This window comes from Streptomyces sp. NPDC006283 (assembly GCF_040613325.1).
Lineage (GTDB): Bacteria > Actinomycetota > Actinomycetes > Streptomycetales > Streptomycetaceae > Streptomyces.
In genome coordinates, this window is the sequence record NZ_JBEXRZ010000041.1 from 1 (window position 1) to 17,899 (window position 17,899).

20 protein-coding genes are annotated in these 17,899 nt (G+C 70.5%); 12 read left to right on the forward strand and 8 right to left on the reverse strand.

What is annotated here, in order from left to right; all coding sequences use genetic code 11:
• The first annotated feature begins 114 nt into the window (after positions 1-114).
• Positions 115-453, forward strand: a complete 339-nt coding sequence (locus ABZ070_RS11710) for a MerR family transcriptional regulator (protein ID WP_356632504.1) — start codon at positions 115-117, stop codon at positions 451-453.
• A 207-nt stretch (positions 454-660) separates the two neighbouring features.
• On the opposite strand, the gene ABZ070_RS11715 is transcribed toward ABZ070_RS11710, so the two are convergent.
• Both ABZ070_RS11715 and ABZ070_RS11720 read right to left on the reverse strand, forming a co-directional pair.
• Positions 661-1,230 (reverse strand): hypothetical protein, encoded by a 570-nt coding sequence (locus ABZ070_RS11715; RefSeq protein WP_356632506.1) that lies wholly within the window; start codon positions 1,228-1,230, stop codon positions 661-663.
• 15 nt (positions 1,231-1,245) lie between these two features.
• Entirely contained in the window at positions 1,246-1,812 is a 567-nt protein-coding gene (locus tag ABZ070_RS11720; RefSeq protein ID WP_356632508.1) for a hypothetical protein, read from the reverse strand.
• 222 nt (positions 1,813-2,034) lie between these two features.
• On the opposite strand from ABZ070_RS11720, the gene ABZ070_RS11725 reads away from it, so the two are divergent.
• The 9 genes from ABZ070_RS11725 to ABZ070_RS11765 all read left to right on the forward strand — a co-directional run bounded on the left by ABZ070_RS11725 (position 2,035) and on the right by ABZ070_RS11765 (position 11,177).
• On the forward strand, positions 2,035-3,192 hold the full coding sequence (locus ABZ070_RS11725; protein ID WP_356632510.1) for an AI-2E family transporter: 1,158 nt from the start codon (positions 2,035-2,037) through the stop codon (positions 3,190-3,192).
• A 291-nt stretch (positions 3,193-3,483) separates the two neighbouring features.
• On the forward strand, positions 3,484-3,975 hold the full coding sequence (locus ABZ070_RS11730; RefSeq protein ID WP_356632512.1) for a peptidylprolyl isomerase: 492 nt from the start codon (positions 3,484-3,486) through the stop codon (positions 3,973-3,975).
• A 182-nt stretch (positions 3,976-4,157) separates the two neighbouring features.
• Entirely contained in the window at positions 4,158-6,017 is a 1,860-nt protein-coding gene (gene dnaK, locus ABZ070_RS11735) for a molecular chaperone DnaK (protein ID WP_356632514.1), read from the forward strand.
• Positions 6,014-6,790, forward strand: a complete 777-nt coding sequence (gene grpE, locus ABZ070_RS11740) for a nucleotide exchange factor GrpE (RefSeq protein WP_356632516.1) — start codon at positions 6,014-6,016, stop codon at positions 6,788-6,790. Before dnaK ends, grpE begins: the two co-directional genes overlap by 4 nt.
• 100 nt (positions 6,791-6,890) lie before the next feature.
• Entirely contained in the window at positions 6,891-7,298 is a 408-nt protein-coding gene (locus ABZ070_RS11745) for a YciI family protein (RefSeq protein ID WP_356632518.1), read from the forward strand.
• A gap of 8 nt (positions 7,299-7,306) precedes the next feature.
• On the forward strand, positions 7,307-8,485 hold the full coding sequence (locus ABZ070_RS11750) for a DUF6596 domain-containing protein (RefSeq protein WP_356632571.1): 1,179 nt from the start codon (positions 7,307-7,309) through the stop codon (positions 8,483-8,485).
• Positions 8,486-8,631: 146 nt separating this feature from the next.
• Positions 8,632-9,639: an NADP-dependent oxidoreductase gene (locus ABZ070_RS11755; protein WP_356632520.1), complete on the forward strand. Its 1,008-nt coding sequence runs from the start codon at positions 8,632-8,634 to the stop codon at positions 9,637-9,639.
• Positions 9,636-10,424, forward strand: coding sequence for an SDR family NAD(P)-dependent oxidoreductase (locus ABZ070_RS11760; RefSeq protein WP_356632522.1), 789 nt, complete (start codon positions 9,636-9,638; stop codon positions 10,422-10,424). The genes ABZ070_RS11755 and ABZ070_RS11760 overlap by 4 nt, the downstream gene beginning before the upstream one ends.
• Positions 10,425-10,604: 180 nt before the next feature.
• Positions 10,605-11,177 carry a GNAT family N-acetyltransferase gene (locus ABZ070_RS11765; protein WP_356632524.1) on the forward strand — a complete coding sequence of 191 codons (573 nt, stop codon included), beginning with the start codon at positions 10,605-10,607 and terminating at the stop codon, positions 11,175-11,177.
• A gap of 83 nt (positions 11,178-11,260) precedes the next feature.
• Here ABZ070_RS11765 and ABZ070_RS11770 read toward each other — a convergent pair whose 3' ends face one another.
• The 4 genes from ABZ070_RS11770 to ABZ070_RS11785 all read right to left on the reverse strand — a co-directional run bounded on the left by ABZ070_RS11770 (position 11,261) and on the right by ABZ070_RS11785 (position 15,415).
• Positions 11,261-11,953, reverse strand: coding sequence for a hypothetical protein (locus tag ABZ070_RS11770; RefSeq protein WP_356632526.1), 693 nt, complete (start codon positions 11,951-11,953; stop codon positions 11,261-11,263).
• On the reverse strand, positions 11,950-14,232 hold the full coding sequence (locus ABZ070_RS11775) for a hypothetical protein (RefSeq protein ID WP_356632528.1): 2,283 nt from the start codon (positions 14,230-14,232) through the stop codon (positions 11,950-11,952). The genes ABZ070_RS11770 and ABZ070_RS11775 overlap by 4 nt, the downstream gene beginning before the upstream one ends.
• A gap of 44 nt (positions 14,233-14,276) precedes the next feature.
• Positions 14,277-14,723 (reverse strand): hypothetical protein, encoded by a 447-nt coding sequence (locus tag ABZ070_RS11780; protein WP_356632530.1) that lies wholly within the window; start codon positions 14,721-14,723, stop codon positions 14,277-14,279.
• A gap of 203 nt (positions 14,724-14,926) precedes the next feature.
• Entirely contained in the window at positions 14,927-15,415 is a 489-nt protein-coding gene (locus tag ABZ070_RS11785; RefSeq protein ID WP_356632532.1) for a MarR family winged helix-turn-helix transcriptional regulator, read from the reverse strand.
• A gap of 42 nt (positions 15,416-15,457) precedes the next feature.
• Between ABZ070_RS11785 and ABZ070_RS11790 the strand changes: the two genes are divergently transcribed.
• Together ABZ070_RS11790 and ABZ070_RS11795 are read left to right on the forward strand one after the other, a co-directional pair.
• The gene (locus tag ABZ070_RS11790; RefSeq protein WP_356632534.1) at positions 15,458-16,351 is read left to right on the forward strand and encodes an SDR family oxidoreductase; all 894 of its coding nucleotides are present in this window, start codon (positions 15,458-15,460) and stop codon (positions 16,349-16,351) included.
• Positions 16,352-16,508: 157 nt separating this feature from the next.
• Positions 16,509-16,949, forward strand: coding sequence for a nuclear transport factor 2 family protein (locus tag ABZ070_RS11795; RefSeq protein WP_356632536.1), 441 nt, complete (start codon positions 16,509-16,511; stop codon positions 16,947-16,949).
• A 27-nt stretch (positions 16,950-16,976) separates the two neighbouring features.
• Here ABZ070_RS11795 and ABZ070_RS11800 read toward each other — a convergent pair whose 3' ends face one another.
• Both ABZ070_RS11800 and ABZ070_RS11805 read right to left on the reverse strand, forming a co-directional pair.
• Complete coding sequence (locus ABZ070_RS11800; RefSeq protein WP_356632539.1) at positions 16,977-17,462, reverse strand: hypothetical protein; 486 nt, start codon at positions 17,460-17,462, stop codon at positions 16,977-16,979.
• A gap of 177 nt (positions 17,463-17,639) precedes the next feature.
• On the reverse strand, positions 17,640-17,852 hold the full coding sequence (locus ABZ070_RS11805) for a DUF4287 domain-containing protein (RefSeq protein ID WP_356632541.1): 213 nt from the start codon (positions 17,850-17,852) through the stop codon (positions 17,640-17,642).
• Positions 17,853-17,899: the final 47 nt, after the last annotated feature.

Here is a 17,899-nt window from a genome sequence, read left to right on the forward strand (position 1 = left end):
GACAGAACCGACCTGGATCTTCCGGCTGACCCTCCGGTCGGCGAGCTTCATCGGAACGGACGGCATTCCGAGAGAAATTGCAGTCAGCGACGCGTTCCCACGACAGAGGTGAAAGTGACCGCAGACAACCCCCTCGGCCGTCTCGACGACGACGACTACCCCGCCTACACCATGGGACGGGCTGCCGAAATGCTCGGCACCACGCCCGCCTTCCTGCGGGCCATCGGCGAAGCCCGCCTCATCACCCCCCTGCGCTCCGAAGGCGGCCACCGTCGCTACTCCCGCTACCAGTTGCGCATCGCAGCTCGCGCGCGCGAACTCGTCGACCAGGGCACACCGGTCGAGGCCGCCTGCCGCATCGTCATCCTCGAAGACCAACTCGAGGAAGCCCAGCGCATCAACGAAGAGCTGCGCCGTCGTGACGCTGAACCGCGCCAGGCGACCGACGCCTGACGTGCGGTCCCACCGCTCTCCCGCGGTCGGCAGCCGACGGACAGCCGCCCGTCCGGGGAACCAGGGCACCCCGGCACCCGCACAGGCGGACCCTGGCGTCCACGCGGCGGGCGGGAGAAGAGACGCGGGGACGCTGGAACAGCGTTCCCGCCCCCTCGACCCGGCCAGGCCACTGGCAGGGTCGAGGGGCGGGACGGCGTGAGCGGGTCAGGTCGTCAGCAGCCGGTCGAAGAAGGACCGGTACTGCCTCAGCGCGATCCGCAGATCCTCGGTGGCGACCTCGTCACCCCGGTGCCACTGGCTCTCCAGGCCTTCCTTGTGGTCGGCGAAGGTCGTGGCCAGCAGTTGCATGACCTCCGCAACCAGTTCGTCCGCCGCTCGTACGGCCGCCTGCGGGTCGTCGACGAAGCCCTGCTGAATGTCGCTCCAGCGTGACCGCAGACCCTCCGCCGCACCGGAGTCGAGAAGCGAAACGGGCTCCTCCTCGCCTGCCGGGGCCGCCTCCTGCGGCTGCTCGTGCGTGGCGACCGGGCCGGGGGGCTCGCCGACCCGCTCCGGCGGCTCCTCCATGGGCGCTTGCGTCATCTCCTCGTCCTGTGGCGGCATCGGCTCCTTTGCCGCGGGGGCCGAGGGGGCCATGGGCGCCGCGGGCGCCGCGGGCTCGGCGGGCCGTGCCGGCTCCCTGTCCGTCCGCGCTATGTCCTCGGTGGACAGCTTCTCCTCACCGGGTGCGAAACGCCCGGTCTCTTCCCGCCCGAATCCGCCTTCTCGCTGCATGTCGCTCTCCTTGACCTACGCCTGTCGGCGGCCGTCGTCGGACGGAGCGGCACCGTCCTTCAACAGCTCCTCGAACAGCGCCCGGTAGTGGACCATCGCGCTCCGTAGCTCTTCCGTGGAAGTGTTCCTTCCGCCGGCACGGCTGTTGATCTCATGGGCGATGCGGTAGTGCTCCAACGTGCGGGAGTGCTCGACCGACAGGTCGCGCGTCTGCTGCTCGTACCCTTCAGTCGGGTATCCGCGCTCGCTCATCAGCGCGGTCACCAGCCGGTCCGCCTCGTCCACCGCCCGGTCGGGATCGTCGACGAAGCGCTCCTGCACCCCGTTCCAGTCCCGCGCGTACCGGTCCCGGACCGTCGACGGCAGCGCCCGGATCTGCAGGCCCTCATGGCGCTCCTCCCGAGCAGCGAGATCACGCTCGGCCTGCCGGCGGCTCGCCCCCTGCTCGACCGTGCGCTCGTACTCCGGGCCGAAACGCTCTTGCAGGCGCCGACGGCGCGCCGTCCGCTGCACGGTCAGGGCCAGCAGCGCGACGACGACCACAGCAACCACGATGATGACGATCATCCACGTCGTGTCCATGGAACTCTCCGCTCGTGGGCAGCCGGAGGCCGCGTCACCACGGCGGGTTCCACGATCGGGGCACAACATGCACAATCAGGGTGATTATCCCGTGAATCGGTCTCCGGAGGGTGCGGCGTGCGTCCCGGCCCACGGCCACACCCGCACTCATACCGATGCCCCGGCCGCCCCTGACGAGCGGCGATTCCGACGTGCGACCGCGGTGCCCATAGGGTGACCCTCATGCCTGCCACGTTGAGTTCCACGAGAACCCGCGCCGCGCTCCGGACAACGGCGCGCGTCTCCGTCGAGTTGCTGCTGGTCCTCGTCGCAGCAGCGGTGGCCCTGTGGCTACTTGGCCGGATGTGGTCGGTCGTGTGGCCGCTCATCGTGGGCCTGCTCCTCACCACACTGACCTGGCCCCTGGCCCGTTTCCTGCGCCGCTGCGGCTGGCCCCCCGCCCTGGCCGCGTCGGTGGTGACCGTGACGTTCCTCCTGGTCGCCGCGGGCATCGTGGCGCTGATCGCGGTGCCGGTGGCCTCCCAGTCCGGCGAGCTGACCGAGGGCGTGGTCGAAGGCATCCAGAGGCTGCGCGAGTGGGCCGCCGGGCCGCCGCTGAACATCGGCAACGACCAGATCAGCAGCGCCTCCGACGCCGCGATCGCCCGTATGCAGGACAGCGTCGGCAGCATGGTCACCGCTGTCTTCACGGGCGTGAGCACCGTGGTCAACGGTGTGGTCACCGCCGTCCTGGCCCTCTTCCTGATGTTCTTCTTCCTCAAGGACGGCCCGCGGTTCCTGCCCTGGCTCTCCCGCCAGCTCCCCGGCCGGCTCGCCACCGACGTCCCGACCGTGGCGGCCCGCGGCTGGGAGACCCTGAGCGCGTTCGTGCGTTCCCAGGCATTCGTCGGCCTGCTCGACGCCGTCTTCATCGGCCTCGGCCTGTGGATCCTGGGTGTGCCCCTGGTGCTCCCCCTGGCGGTGCTGACGTTCGTGTCCGCGTTCGTGCCCATCGTGGGCGCCCTGTTCGCCGGTCTGGTCGCGGTGCTCATCGCGTTGGTGTCGAACGGGCCGACGGACGCGCTGATCGTGCTGGCGATCATCGTCGTGGTGCAGCAGCTCGAGGGCAATGTGTTCCAGCCCATGATCCAGAGCCGCGGGCTCGGACTCCATGCGGCGATGGTCCTGCTGGCGGTGACACTGGGCGGCAGCCTGGCCGGCATCGTGGGCAGCCTGCTCGCCGTACCGGCCGCCGCGCTGATCGCGGTGGTCTGGAACTATCTGCGCGAGCAGCTCAGCGACCCGCCGCAGGAGCCGGAGAGCGACGAGCCGCCCACCGGTCCCGACGTCCCGTCACAGCACCTCGCCCCGACCACGACACAACCGAGCGGAGCGGCGTAACCACCGTAGTTCCCCGGCACTTCGGGCCCGGGGCGGGCGACGCAGTCCCGCGGACAGCGCACGACGCCCGGGATGACACCACGTCACCAGGCCGGACCCCAGAGGCCGTCGCTACCGGGGACATCGGCCCTGGTGCACGGTGACCCGAGGGCTGGTCGAGGCAGCACCTGCGGGCCAGGCCCGCAGGTGGACGCACCCCCGGGGTGTGTCACTCTTTGTGCCGGAGCACACCCCGGGTGTCTTCTATTGCCCGAGTGCCACCCACCTTTCGTATCCCAGAGGAGCAGAGCAATGAGCCAGAACGTCTTCTTCGAGGTGACCGCCGACGGCGAGCCGCTCGGACGCATCGAGTTCAAGCTGTACGACGACGTCGTCCCGAAGACGGCACGGAACTTCCGTGAGCTGGCCACCGGCGAGAACGGGTTCGGCTACAAGGGCGCGCCGTTCCACCGGGTCATCCCCGACTTCATGCTCCAGGGCGGCGACTTCACCAACCAGAACGGCACGGGCGGCAAGAGCATCTACGGCGAGAAGTTCGCCGACGAGAACTTCCAGCTCAAGCACACCAAGCCGGGCCTGCTGTCCATGGCCAACGCGGGCCCGAACAGCAACGGCTCGCAGTTCTTCATCACCACGATCGTCACCGACTGGCTGGACGGCAAGCACGTCGTCTTCGGCGAGGTCGTCGAGGGCATGGACGTCGTGAAGGCGGTCGAGGCGCTCGGCAGCCGGTCCGGGTCCACCGCCAAGAAGATCGTCATCTCGGACTGCGGCACGGTCTGAGCCCGATGCCCCGCCGAGGCGGACAGCGGGCTGCCGGCCGGGGAGGCCCGAGCCCGCTGCCCGCCGGCGGGCGCCGCGTAGATTCCGGTCGTGGCCTCTGGTGGGACTGAGAGCCGTTCCGCCGTAGCTTTGTGCATGGGGGAGCAGGGGATTGCGATGGCGGCCGGCACGAGGAGGCGGCGATGGCAAGGGCAGTCGGAATCGACCTGGGAACGACGAACTCCGTGGTGTCCGTCCTCGAAGGCGGCGAGCCGGCGGTCATCGCGAACACCGAAGGGGCCCGGACCACGCCGTCCGTCGTCGCCTTCGCGAAGAACGGCGAGGTGCTGGTCGGCGAGCTCGCCAAGCGGCAGGCGGTGACGAACGTCGACCGGACCGCCCGGTCGGTCAAGCGGCACATGGGCGACGCGCAGTGGCGTTTCCCGGACTCCGGGGACATCGACGGCAAGCGCTACACCACGCAGGAGATCTCGGCGCGGGTGCTGCAGAAGCTGAAGCGCGACGCGGAGGCGTATCTCGGTGAGGACGTCACCGACGCGGTGATCACCGTCCCGGCGTACTTCAACGACAGCCAGCGCACCGCCACCAAGGAGGCGGGGGAGATCGCCGGCCTGAACGTGCTGCGGATCATCAACGAGCCGACCGCGGCGGCCCTGGCGTACGGCCTGGACAAGGAGAGCGAACAGACGATCCTCGTCTTCGACCTCGGTGGCGGCACCTTCGACGTGTCGCTGCTCGAGATCGGGGAGGGCCTGGTCGAGGTGAAGGCCACCAACGGTGACACGCACCTCGGCGGGGACGACTGGGACCAGCGGATCGTCGATCACCTGGTGAAGCAGTTCAAGAACAACTACGGCGTGGACCTGGCCAAGGACAAGATGGCTCTGCAGCGTCTGCGCGAGGCCGCGGAGAAGGCGAAGATCGAGCTGTCGTCCACGACGGAGACGACGATCAACCTCCCGTACATCACGGCGTCGGCCGAGGGCCCGCTGCACTTGGACGAGAAGCTCACGCGCGCCCAGTTCCAGCAGCTGACCTCCGACCTGCTCGAGCGCTGCAAGACCCCGTTCCACAACGCCGTCAAGGACGCCGGGATCAAGGTGTCGGACATCGACCACGTGATCCTGGTGGGCGGCTCGACGCGGATGCCGGCGGTGACCGGCCTGGTCAAGGAGCTGACAGGGAAGGAACCGCACAAGGGTGTGAACCCGGACGAGGTCGTCGCCATCGGCGCCGCCCTGCAGGCCGGTGTCCTCAAGGGTGAGGTCAAGGACGTCCTGCTCCTCGACGTGACCCCGCTGTCCCTCGGTATCGAGACCAAGGGCGGCATCATGACCAGGCTCATCGAGCGCAACACCACGATCCCGACCAAGCGGTCCGAGGTCTTCACCACGGCCGAGGACAACCAGCCGTCCGTGCAGATCCAGGTCTTCCAGGGCGAGCGCGAGATCGCGGCGTACAACAAGAAGCTCGGGATGTTCGAGCTGACCGGTCTGCCGCCGGCCCCGCGCGGGGTCCCGCAGATCGAGGTCGCCTTCGACATCGACGCCAACGGCATCATGCACGTGACCGCGAAGGACCTGGGCACGGGCAAGGAGCAGAAGATGACCGTCACCGGCGGCTCCTCGCTGCCGAAGCAGGACATCGACCGCATGGTCCGTGAGGCCGAGCAGCACGCGGAGGAGGACCGCCGCCGCAAGGAGGCCGCGGAGACCCGCAACCAGGCGGAGAGCAGCGTCTACCAGACCGAGAAACTGCTGCAGGACAACCGCGACAAGATCCCCGAGGACGCGCGGTCCGAGACGGAGACCGCCCTCACCGAGCTGAAGGAGAAGCTCAAGGGCGAGGACACCGGCGCGATCCGGTCGGCCGCGGAAAAGCTGACGGCGGCCGCGCAACGGATCGGCTCGGCGCTCTACGCCCGGGCGCAGCGCGACGACACCGGCGCGGGAACGGCCGGCACCGGCTCCGACCAGGCCCCTGGCGACGAGGTCGTCGACGCGGAGATCGTCGACGACGAGCAGAAGGGAGGCGCCGGATGAGCCAGGAACCCGACATCAGGAAGGACCCGGACCGGCGGCCGCCCGTCGTCGTCCGGGACCGGCGCAGGACCGACCCGGTCACCCTCCAGCCCCGCCGCCCCACCGAGCCGGCCGGCCCCCCGTCGAAGCCGAACGGGCCCGCGCAGCCGGAAGCCGCCGAAATGCGGCGTGCGCACACCGAGGCCGACGAGCTGGGGCCCGCGCAGCCGGAAGCCGCCGAAATGCGGCGTGCACAGGCCGAGGCCGCCGAACTGCGCGCCAGGAACGCGGAACTGACGGCCGATCTCCAGCGCCTGAAGGCCGAGTACGACAACTACCGCAAACGCGTACGCCGGGACCGACTGGCGATCCGCGAGATCGCCGTGGCCAACGTCCTGGCCGGCCTGCTGCCCGTACTCGACGCCTTCGAGGGGGCACGCAAGCACGGGGCCGACTCCGGAACCGGCGCGGTGGCCGAGGTGCTCGGCGAACGGCTGGCAGCGCTCGGCCTGCAGACCGTCGGCGCACCGGGGGAGACCTTCGACCCCACGGTCCACGAGGCACTCACCTACCACTCGTCGAACCGGGCGACGCACGCCGTCTGCACGGAGGTGCTGCGGCAGGGCTACCGCGTCGGAGAGCATCTCCTGCGCCCCGCCGAGGTGTCCGTGACCGGCCCGCCCGCCGGCAGTCCCGGCCGGGGGCCGGGACACGGCCTCGGACGCACCTCGGACACGGCCCCGGCCCCGGACAGGTCCCGCCTTCCGGATGAAGGACGCCCCGCATCGACGTGAGCCGAAAAAACTTCGGACGCCGATGTCGAGAACCCGTGCCCGGCTCCGTCCCCGGGGTGAATGCGACCACAATGGCCGCACCACACCGAGGAGAACCACGATGGCCAAGTACCTGCTGCTCAAGCACTACCGCGGCGCTCCGGCCGCGGTCAACGACGTGCCCATGGACCAGTGGACGCCCGAGGAGATCTCGGCGCACGTGCAGTACATGAACGACTTCGCGGCCCGGCTCGAGGGGACCGGCGAGTTCGTCGACGGCCAGGCGCTCGCCCCCGAGGGGGCGTGGGTCCGGTACGACGGTGAGGGGCGCCCGCCGGTCACCGACGGCCCGTTCGCCGAGACCAAGGACCTCGTCGCCGGCTGGATGGTGATCGACGTCGACAGCTACGAGCGTGCCGTCGAGCTGGCCGGGGAGCTGTCGGCCGCCCCCGGGGCGGGCGGGAAGCCGATCCACGAGTGGCTCGAGGTGCGCCCGTTCCTGACCGCCCCGCCCACCATCACGGAATGACTTCCTCGATGGACGAGGCCCTGCTCCGGAGCCTCGCGCCGAGCGTGCTCGGGATCCTCGTCCGCCGCGGAGCCGACTTCGCGGCGGCCGAGGACGCCGTGCAGGACGCGCTGGTCGAGGCGGTCCGGGTCTGGCCGGGCGATCTGCCCCGGGATCCGAAGGGCTGGCTGGTCACCGTGGCCTGGCGCCGGTTCCTCGACGCCACCCGGGCGGACGCCGCCCGCCGCCGGCGGGAGGACCTCGTCGACGAGGAGCCGGCGCCCGGACCCGCGCCCGCGGTGGACGACACGCTCCAGCTCTACTTCCTGTGCGCCCACCCGTCGCTGACGTCGTCGTCCGCGGTCGCGCTCACCCTGCGCGCCGTCGGCGGGCTGACCACCCGCCAGATCGCCCAGGCCTACCTGGTGCCCGAGGTGACCATGGCGCAACGCATCAGCCGGGCCAAACGCACCGTCTCCGGCGTGCGGTTCGACCAGCCAGGCGACGTCGCCACCGTGCTGCGCGTCCTCTACCTGGTCTTCAACGAGGGCTACTCCGGCGACGTCGACCTCGCCGCCGAGGCCATCCGGCTCACCCGGCAGCTCGCGGCCCGGGTCGACCACCCCGAAGTGGCGGGGCTGCTCGCCCTCATGCTGCTCCACCACGCCCGGCGCGCCACCCGGACCGCGTCCGACGGCAGCCTGGTGCCGCTCGCCGAGCAGGACCGCGGCCGCTGGGACACCGAGGCGATCGCCGAGGGCGTCGAGATCCTGCAGGCGGCCCTCGCCCGCGACCGGCTGGGCGAGTTCCAGGCCCAGGCCGCCATCGCGGCACTCCACGCCGACGCGCCCACCGCCGAGGAGACCGACTGGGTGCAGATCGTCGAGTGGTACGACGAGCTGGTGCGCCTGACCGACAGCCCGGTCGTCCGGCTCAACCGCGCGGTGGCCGTCGGCGAGGCCGACGGACCGCGCGCCGGGCTGGCGGCGCTCGCGGCGCTGGACGACTCCTCCCCAACCTCTTCGGGCAGGGGACGCCCCATTCCCCGCCACGCCGCGGTGGCGGCGTACCTCCACGAACGCGACGGCGACCTGGCGACGGCGGCACGGCTGTACGCCGAGGCGGCCCACAAGGCGCCCGACCTCGCCGAACGGGACCACCTGACCCGCCAGGCCGCCCGCCTCAACACCCGCCTGCGGCGTCCCTGACGGCCACCCCCACGCGCGGCCGGACACCGTCGCGGCACCGGCGGACGACGACCGCGGAGCCCGACCCGCCTCGGATGTGGTGTACCTCACATCCCACGCGTACCTACTGGTCGGTATGGTCGGGCGCACGGACGACAGGAGGCTTCATGTCTGCGACCAACCGCCAGATCCGCCTGGCAGCCCGCCCCGTGGGTGACGTGAAACCCGAGGACTGGGAACACGTCTCCGCACCCGTCGAGGCCCCCGGCCCCGGCCAGTTCGCGGGCAGGACACGCGTCATATCGCTGGACCCCGCCATGCGCGGCTGGCTCGACGACCGCCCCTCCTACCTCCCGCCCGTCGGGCTCGGCGAGGTGATGCGCGCTGGATCGGTCATCGAGGTGACCGCCTCCAACCACCCCGGCTTCCAGCCCGGGGACCACGTCGTGGGCACCTTCGGCGTCCAGGAGCAGGTCGTGTCCGACGGCAAGGGCGCCCTGAAGATCGACACCTCTCTCGCGCCGCCCTCGACCTACCTGGGCGCCCTCGGCATGCCCGGCATGACCGCGTACTTCGGACTGCTCGACGTCGGCGCCCTCAAGGACGGCGAGACCGTCGTCGTCTCCGGCGCGGCCGGCGCGGTCGGCACCATGGTCGGCCAGATCGCCAAGGTGAAGGGCTGCCGCGTCATCGGCATCGCCGGAGGGCCCGAGAAATGCGCACTGCTCACCGACGAGCTGGGATTCGACGCGGCGATCGACTACCGGGCCGGCGACGTCAAGCGCGCCCTGCGCGAACACACTCCTGACGGTATCGACGTCTACTTCGACAACGTCGGCGGAGACATCCTCGAAGCGGCGCTCACCCGGCTGGCCATGAACGCCCGCGTAGTGATCTGCGGCGCGATCAGCCAGTACAACAACGCCACCCCGGTCAAGGGCCCGTCGAACTACCTGTCCCTGCTCGTGCGCCGCGCCCGCATGGAAGGCTTCGTGGTCTTCGACTATGCCAAGCGCTACGCACAAGCCGCACAGGAGATCGCCGGCTGGATCGGCGAGGGCCGGCTCAAGGTCAAGGAACATGTGGTGAAGGGGACGGTGGACGACTTCCCCGAGACCCTGCAGATGCTCTTCCGCGGCGACAACGTCGGCAAGCTCGTCCTGGAGCTGGCATGACAGCCCCCGCCGCCCCGGACACGCAAGGACAGGCACCGCTGCGCGGCAAGGTCGCGATCGTCACGGGCGGCGCCGGCGGGCTGGGCCGGGCCACGGCGCTGGCACTTGCCGGCGCGGGTGCCGAAGTGGTCGTCGCCGACCTCGACGCGGAGGGCGGCCGGGAGGTGGCCGACCTCGTCGGCGGCCACTTCCGGGCCTGCGACGTCTCCGACTTCGAGGCCAACCGCGCTCTGGTCGACTTCGCCACCGAGCGCTGCGGCGGCGTCGACATCGCCTTCCTCAACGCGGGTGTGGCCACGGGCTGCGGCGTCGGCGACGACTTCGACCTGGCACGCTACCGCCGCGCCATGGGCGCCAACCTCGACGGCGTCGTCTTCGGCACCCACGCGGTTCTGCCGGCGCTGCGGGCCCGCGGCGGCGGCTCGATCGTGGCCACCTCGTCCCTGGCCGGCCTGGCCTCGGTACCGCTCGACCCCCTGTACGGGGCCAACAAGCATGCCGTGGTCGGTCTCGCACGCTCACTGGGACCGGCGCTGGAGCCCGACGGCATCCGGTTCAACGCGGTCTGCCCGGGCTTCGCCGAGTCCCGGATCATCGACCCGCTGCGCGGCATGCTCGCCGAGCAGGGCCTGCCGGTCATCCCCGCGGAGGTCGTCGCCGGCACGGTGCTGGACATCGTCACCGGCGACGGCACCGGGGAATGCTGGTTCATCCAGCCCGGCCGCGCCCCGGAGCCGTTCCGTTTCCGCAACGTCCCGGCTCCGGGACGCCCCGCGTACTCCTGAGCCGCACGCCGCACGCCGCACGCCGCACGCCGCACGCCGCACTGCCCAAGGCGCTCTGCCCCGCGAACGTCGCGACCTCACCGGGCTTCGAGGCCGAGGCACCACACCTCGGCCTCGAAGCCCGGGCGCGTGCCACCGAACCCGACGGTCTCGCCGAGCACACCGTGACATCGTGGGGTCATGACCATCGAAGTTCACCCGGCTTCGGTCTTCGAGGACGTCCGTATCCTGCTCGGCCCGAAGTCACCGGGCTCCAACGTCTGCTGGTGCCTGAGCTACCGGATCCCGTCCAAGCTCAACAACGAGCTTCGCGGCCCGGCCCGCGGCGAATACGTCGCCGGGCTGTGCCATGAGCAGCCCCCTCCCGGGGTGCTCGCCTACGACAACGGCGAGCCGGTCGGCTGGGCGGCCGTGGCACCGCGCGCGGACACCGCCTTCGCACGCAACCGCAAAATCCCGCACGTCGACGACCTGCCGGTCTGGTCGCTGTGGTGCATCCGCGTACGCCCCGGCCACCGCAAGCAGGGAATCTCGCACGCCCTCATCGCCGGCGCGGTCGAGTTCGCCCGCGCCCACGGCGCACCAGCTATCGAGGCGTACCCGCTCGACAACGGCGACGCCAAGGTCGACCTGACGATGGCCTACCCCGGCCTCAGGAAGAACTTCGAACGCGCCGGTTTCACCCACGCCGCCGACACCACCTCGGTACTGGCCGGCCACCCCCGGGTCCTGATGCGCCTCGACCTGCGCTGACCGAGCAGCCCCGCCGGCTGCACAGCCCGACCCGGGCAAGCTCCGTCCTGCCGGCCCCCGTTTGTGGTGCGGTCCCCGCCCCGCTACCCCAGTGAGGCGGGCGGCTGCCCGGGCACCACCGGCTTGTTCTCGCAGTCGAAACCGTCCGCCACCACCTTGGCGGAGTGCAGCAGATGAGTGAGATGCACCCGGGCGTCGGTGTCACCGGTGAGCGTGTCCGTCATCAGTCCCTCGATCGGGACCTCGCTCTCCTGCTGCGCGGGCGTGCCGGCAATCTTGCACCGCACGTACACGCGGTAGCGCGTCGCTCCGTCGGCGTCCTTCCCGTGGACCAGCTTGACGTCGGGGTTGACCTCGGTCACGGTCTGCGCCGGGCTGACGTCCGACGCCTCCTCGAAGGGCGCGTCGAAGGGGAAGTAGGAGGGCCCGTACCGCACTTCGAACTGCTTGCCGCCGCCGGTACCGGTTGCCCGGCACAGGTCGGCCCGCAGGAACGTACGGGCTCCGCTGTCGCCGGTGTCCCAGTTCTCCACCTGACGGTAGAACAGCGAGCGTGCCTTCTTCAGATCGTCGCCCGCCTCCGGACGGGGCGTGCCGCCCGTGCGGTCCTTCAGCCACGCCATCCCGGCGTCGCCCAGCAGCGCTTCGCAGGCGGAACCGTCGGCGGTGGCCGGGGGCGGGTCCCCCTTGGTGCCGTCCTCGCCCCCGGTGCAGGCACCCGCCCCGAACAGAACAACGGCCAGCGCGGCCGGCGTGAGCTGCCGTCGCAGGGTCACCACCCCCGCGCGGCTTCGGTGCCGCCGAGCCGGCCGCCGTCGTTGTACCGGCCCTCGGCACGCTCGGCCAGTTTCCGGATGTCGTCCTCACTCATTCCCTGCGCCTCGGCGTAGTTCAGGAGCGGTGTCATGGCGTTTCTGCTTCCGTCGTACTTCGCCTTGTCGATGCCCTCGACCGAATCGTCGAAGTTGTCGAACTCGTGGTCCTTCAGCCACTGCATGGTGTCCGTGGAGACCTGCGTGTTGATGGCCCCGCCGACCGTTTCGATGGCCAGCGGGACGGCGACCGCCGCCAGCGGGCCGGCGGGCACGATCAGCGCGGTGGCCGCGCCGACGCCCACGCCGACCGCGGCCTCGGCCGCGAACTTGCGCCACTCGCCCTGCTTCTCGAGCTCGAGATTGCGCTGGGCCTTGTCGTCGGCGAACTCCTTGCCGATCGCCTCGGCCCGGGCCTGGTCCAGCAGACCGTGCATCCTCGCACTGTTCACACCGGCGTCCAGCGCGTCCGACCGGTTGTCCTGGGCGGCCATCGAACTCGTTCCGTAGACCTGCTGGGCGGTGGCGACCGTCTCGTACGAGCCCTCGTCGGAGGCCAGCGCCCGCAGGAAGTTCTTGCTGCCCGTCTCGCCGAAGTCGCGCAGGCGCTGCTCCTCCGAGTTGTACAGACCGTCCCTGCCCGAGGCCGCCCCGGTGCCGCCCCAGTCGGCCATGGAGTAGTTGAGGCTGTCGATGTGGCCGGCCGCCATGTTGGCCAGGCTGTCGCGGATGCCGTCCTGCTTGTCGATCACGTCGGCCGACTTGTAGTGGTCCACGACCCGGTCCATCAGGAGGGTGCGCTCCTCGCGGGCGGCGATGTCCGCCTCGCTCTTGAGCGGCGGGATCGACGGAGGCTTGTCGTCGTACGCGTACCCGAGCGTCCCCGACTCCAGGGCGTGGCCGAGGTTCTTGAACCCCGTCGTCTTGCCGTCCTCGTCGGTCGGCCACTCGCGTGCGTCCTTGCCGCCCTGCTCGACGAGGTAGTCCCAGTTGCTCATCGCGTCGTCGCCCTTGCCGGACGATCCGTTGAAGAACTCCAGGGACGCCTCGGGGTTGTGTCCGAGTGCTTCCATCAGGTCGGCGACCGGGTCGCTCTCCGGCTTGGTGGCGCCGGGCGGGTAGGAGAGCTGCGCCGGGTCCCAGTGGCTGTTCCAGAGCTGGTCCGGGCCGCCCAGCACGGGGTCGTCCGACTTGCGCTCGAACTCGAGCAGCCGGGTGCCGTACTTGTTGAGGAAGTCGGTGTCCCACTTCCCCTCGGTCATCAGCGGGCCGAGGACCTTGAAGCCGTACGGGGCGCTGGGGATGCCGCTGCTGGACTTGATGTGGTCGTCGCCCAGTTCGATCATCCGGTCCTTCCACTGCTGCATCTCAGGGGAATCGGACCGGCTGGCGTTGGCGAGAGTGATGCCGAGGTTGTCCTGGACCTTGGCGAGGATCTTCGCGCGGTCGCTGCCCGGTTCGGGCGTGCGTCCCTGGCCCGGGTCGGCGATGCTGCGCCAGAACTCGAGTGTGCCGTCGGCGCCCAGCTTGGTCGCGAACCGCTCCGCGAAGGCCGGATTGTCGCGGTGGTACTTCGCGATCTCGTTGAACCGCTTCAGCTCCGCGTCGGTCAACTGGTCGCCCTTGCCCGCGAGTTTGACCATCGCGTCGGCGTCCTCGATGCCCTGCTGGCGGTCGGCGTCCTTGAGGCCGCTGTAGCCCTTCTCGTCGAAGTCGTACTTGCTCTGCGCGTGCTTGCGCAGCGCCCGCGCGGCGATCCGGTCGGTCTCGTTCGCCGCCTCCAGGATCTTGCCTATCTCGGCGGCCGCGCTGTCGACGACTTCCTGGCTCGGCTGCTCCTTGGGGCCGCCCTCCACCTCACGCGGCGGGCCGGAGTACCTCGCGCCGCCCTTGCCGTCGATGTAGATGTACTGCTTGGCCCACTTGTCGATGGCGGCCTTCAGGTCGTCCTGGTTCTTCTTGAGGTTCGTTGCGGCTTCCTGCAGGATCTTGTGGATGCTGCGGGCCTCGGTGACCATGTCGTCGAACTGGCGGGCCGTCGTGGTGGTGAATTCCTTGGTGACGGTGGCGTTGTCGCCCTTCCAGTCCGCGGCGTTGGCCTTGCGCTCGAAGTCGGCCGCGTTGATGCCGCCGTCGCCCCCGTCGGCGAGAAGGACGAGTTTGTCCAGCATCTGCTTCCACTGCGTGACAGCGGTGTTCAGCTTGCTGAAATTCAGGTCCTGCAGTTCCTGGCACGTCACCATGTCGTGTTCCCGATTCCCCGTTGCCCTCGTCGTGTGCTGCGGATCTACTTGAACTGGTCGTAGATGCGCGACACGTTCATCGTCTTGCCGTCGGCGTCCTGCATCCCCAGCACGATCTTCTTCTCCTCCGCCCCGTGCGTGGAGCGCGAGTGGTCGAGGTGGTTGGAGATGTGGCCGCAGGCTTCCCTGAGGGTGCGGAGCTTGGTGTTCCAGGCGTCGTGCACCTCGAGAAGACCGGCACCCATGTCGAGACCGCTGTTGAAGAGGTCGTTGGACGCTTCGAAGGTGGCGACGCGGGCGTGGTCACCGTCGGTCGCCAGCTGCCCGTGCAGCGAGCGGGCCATGTCGCCCAGCTTGCCCAGCACATCGTCATGGACGGTCAGGTTGGCGCCCGAACCGGAGCCGGAGGCGACCGCCTGATTGAGCCGTGTGTGCGCCGAACCTGACGCAGCGGACTCGGCCTTGGCCTGCTCCCACTCATCCCATGCCATGGCTGGCCCCCCGGGTGTCGCCCATTGATCTGTTGTGTCGCTGCATGACCGTGCTGAGCCCACCGTAGCCAATTGCCAAGTGCAAAGGACCGGCGGGCGGCTTGGTCGCCGGGATATTCACGAAGATCCCACAATCGGCCTGGCGACTGCGAACCGTCGCCGACAGGAGGTCCGGGCCGGTTGCTGCAGCGGACCCGCCGCCGTCAGGAGGGCCGGGGTCCCGGTTCCTCCGCGAGCCGCTCCTTCTCCGCCTTCAGCTTGCGCCACACCCTGCCGAGGGCCTCGAGGTCCTGCTCGTCGAGGAGCTCCGTGAAGACCGGGGCCAGGGCCTCACGGCGGGTGGCGTCGGCCTCGGCGAAGACCCGGCGGCCCTCGGCGGTGAGCGAGACCTCGACCGACCGCGCGTCGCGCACGGAGGGGGTGCGGGTCACCAGCCCGCGGGCCTGGAGGGCGTCCACGACCCGGGAGACCTGGCTTCGGCTGAGCATGGTGCTGTGGCCGAGGACGGAGGCGGGCACCGGCTCGGGGCTGGAGGCCAGCCACAGCATGACCTCGAACCACGACACGGGGAGGTCGTGCGCCTTGACGAGGGCCCGGTCGACACGCTCGGTCATCACGGTGCCGGCCCAGACCAGCCCGTAGAAGGCGTAGTCGGCGGCGGGCATCTCGGCCTGCGGCAGTTTCTTCGGCATGGACCGAGTATAGAGGGGTTGCGTGCACACACACATAAAGCTATGTTGTGTGTGCACGCACATAAACGGTTTCTTCCGAAAGGCCCCACCATGTCCGCCACCCCCCGCACCGTCCTCATCACCGGAACCTCCTCCGGCATCGGCCTCGCCGCCGCCATCGCCGCCGCCCGGGCCGGCTGGCGCACGATCGCCACCCTCCGCGACACCACCCGCGCCGACGCACTGCGCAAGGCCGCCGAAGAAGCGGACGTCGAACTCGACATCCGGCAGCTCGACGTGACCGACGAGGCGTCCGTCACCGCCGCCGTGGACGGCGTGATCGCCGACTACGGCCACCTCGACGCCGTCGTCAACAACGCGGGCGCCGGCCACCTGGGCACCCTGGAGAACGACTCCCTCGCCGACATCCGCAAGGTGATGGAGGTCAACTTCTTCGGCGTGCTCAGCGTCTCCAAGGCCGCACTCCCGCACCTGCGCGCCACCGGCGGCCGCCTGATCACCGTCACCAGCGTCGGCGGCGTCATCGGCCAGCCGTTCAACGAGGCCTACTGCGCCGCCAAGTTCGCCGTCGAGGGCTACATGGAGAGCCTGGCGCCCGTCGCGCGCACCCTCGGCATGAGCGTGTCCGTCGTGGAACCCGGCGCCGTGGCCACCGAATTCGTGAACAACGTCGGCATCGACCTCGAAGCAGAGATCGACGCCGGCCCGTACACCGGCGCACTGCGCCGCTACATCGACCGCACCGTCGAGCAGTTCCTCGACGGCAGCGCGCAGACCCCGGCCGGGGCGGCGGAAGCGGTCATGGAAGCGCTCACCGCCGACCGCCCCGCCTTCCGGATCCAGACCACCGACTGGGCCCGCGGCTTCGTCGCCACCAAGCTCGCCGACGTGGACGGCTCCGCGGTCCAGCACCTCACCGGCGCCTGGGTCGCCTGACCGGCCCCGCGGCCGCCTGCACACCCGGTTGCGGCAAAGGCAGGGGGGCCATGACCCCCGGGGTAATCGACCGCCCCCCTCTTCCCCGGCAGAGACGGGACCCCCGGCCGGGGAAACCCGCCGGGACCCGGCCGCAGCCGGCCGCGAGGAGAGCGCCATGTCCGTCAACCCCCCTGCCACCACCGCGAGTTCCGTCGCCGAGGCCACCCGGGCCCTCGTGCAGGACTTCCTTGCCGCCCGGATGGCCGGCGACACCGGGCGGCTCGTCGCCCTCTTCGCCGACGAGGTCGACTGGCAGCTCGCCGAGAACCCCACCGTCCCATGGATCCGCCCACGGTCCACCGCCGCCGAATGCGCCGCACAATTCACGGACTTGATGCGGCACACGGTCCCCGAGGACGCCCGCGCCCGCGTCGACACCTTCCTCGTCGACGGCACCGACGCCGTCCTGACGGGCCACGTGTCCGGGACCGTACGCGCGACGGGAAAGCCCTTCGAGGGCCCGTTCGCGCTGCACCTCACCGTCGAGAACGGCCGGATCACCCGGCACCACCTCTATGAGAACAGCCTGTCCATCGCCGAGGCCTGCGCCCCGTGAAGGGGGCGGGCACAGGTGGCCCGGCTCTCAGGAAGGCGTGGGCGACGGCGCCGGAGAACCCGTGCGCGACCGGGACTTGGAAAGCCCGCCGTCACACCCCAACGCGACCGCGACCGGCACCGTGGCAGAACCCGCCGTGCCGGGCGCGCCCGCTTCGGGAAGCTTGGCCACGGCCGTCCAGTTGCCCTTGCGGATCAGCAGCCGGCCGTCCTCGCCGTTGCCCGCCTCGGCCCTCCAGCCGTCCTCCGAACGCGCCCGCTCGAACGCGGCTTCCAGGGCTGCGCCCGCCGTGGCCGCCCTGTGCTCGCCGTACAAGGACTCGTGACACTCGATCGGGATCAGTTCCTGCGGCATCCGCTCCAGCGTGATGCCCTCGGCCTTGAGCGCCGACGTCAGATCCGCGACCACGTCGTCCGCGGCCAGCGGAGGGCCGGAGTAGCGCGGCGGGAGCGGGCCCTTGTCCTCCAGGAGCAGGGCACCGCAGCCGCTCGCCGTCGTCAGCACAGTCGCCATGACCAGGCCCGTCAGGCCTGTGCGCCCCCGTCGCAGCAACACGGTCCCCGCCGCCTCCTTCTTCAGTTCAATTCCCGGCCGGCCAGTCTCCCACCTCGCCCGCCCGACGCCGGCCACGGCCCCGGCAAGGGCGAGCGGGCTCGTGCCCTTCGCCTCACCGGCACCCGGCCGGACGGGTCACTTCGCCGCGGCTTCGGCAAGCGTGTGGGCGACCAGCGCGTTGGCGTGTCCGTGACCCAGCCCGTGTTCCTCCTTCAGCCAGGTGACGAGTTCCATGTGCTTGTTCAACGGGGAGGAGCGGATGAGGTCCTTCCATTCCGCTACGGGACGGCCGTACTTCTTCTCGATCGACGGGAAGTAGGAGGCGGGTCCCTTCACGCTTGCGGTCATGTGTCGCGGTCCTTTCGGGGCGCTCGGTCGCTGGTCTGCACAGAAGA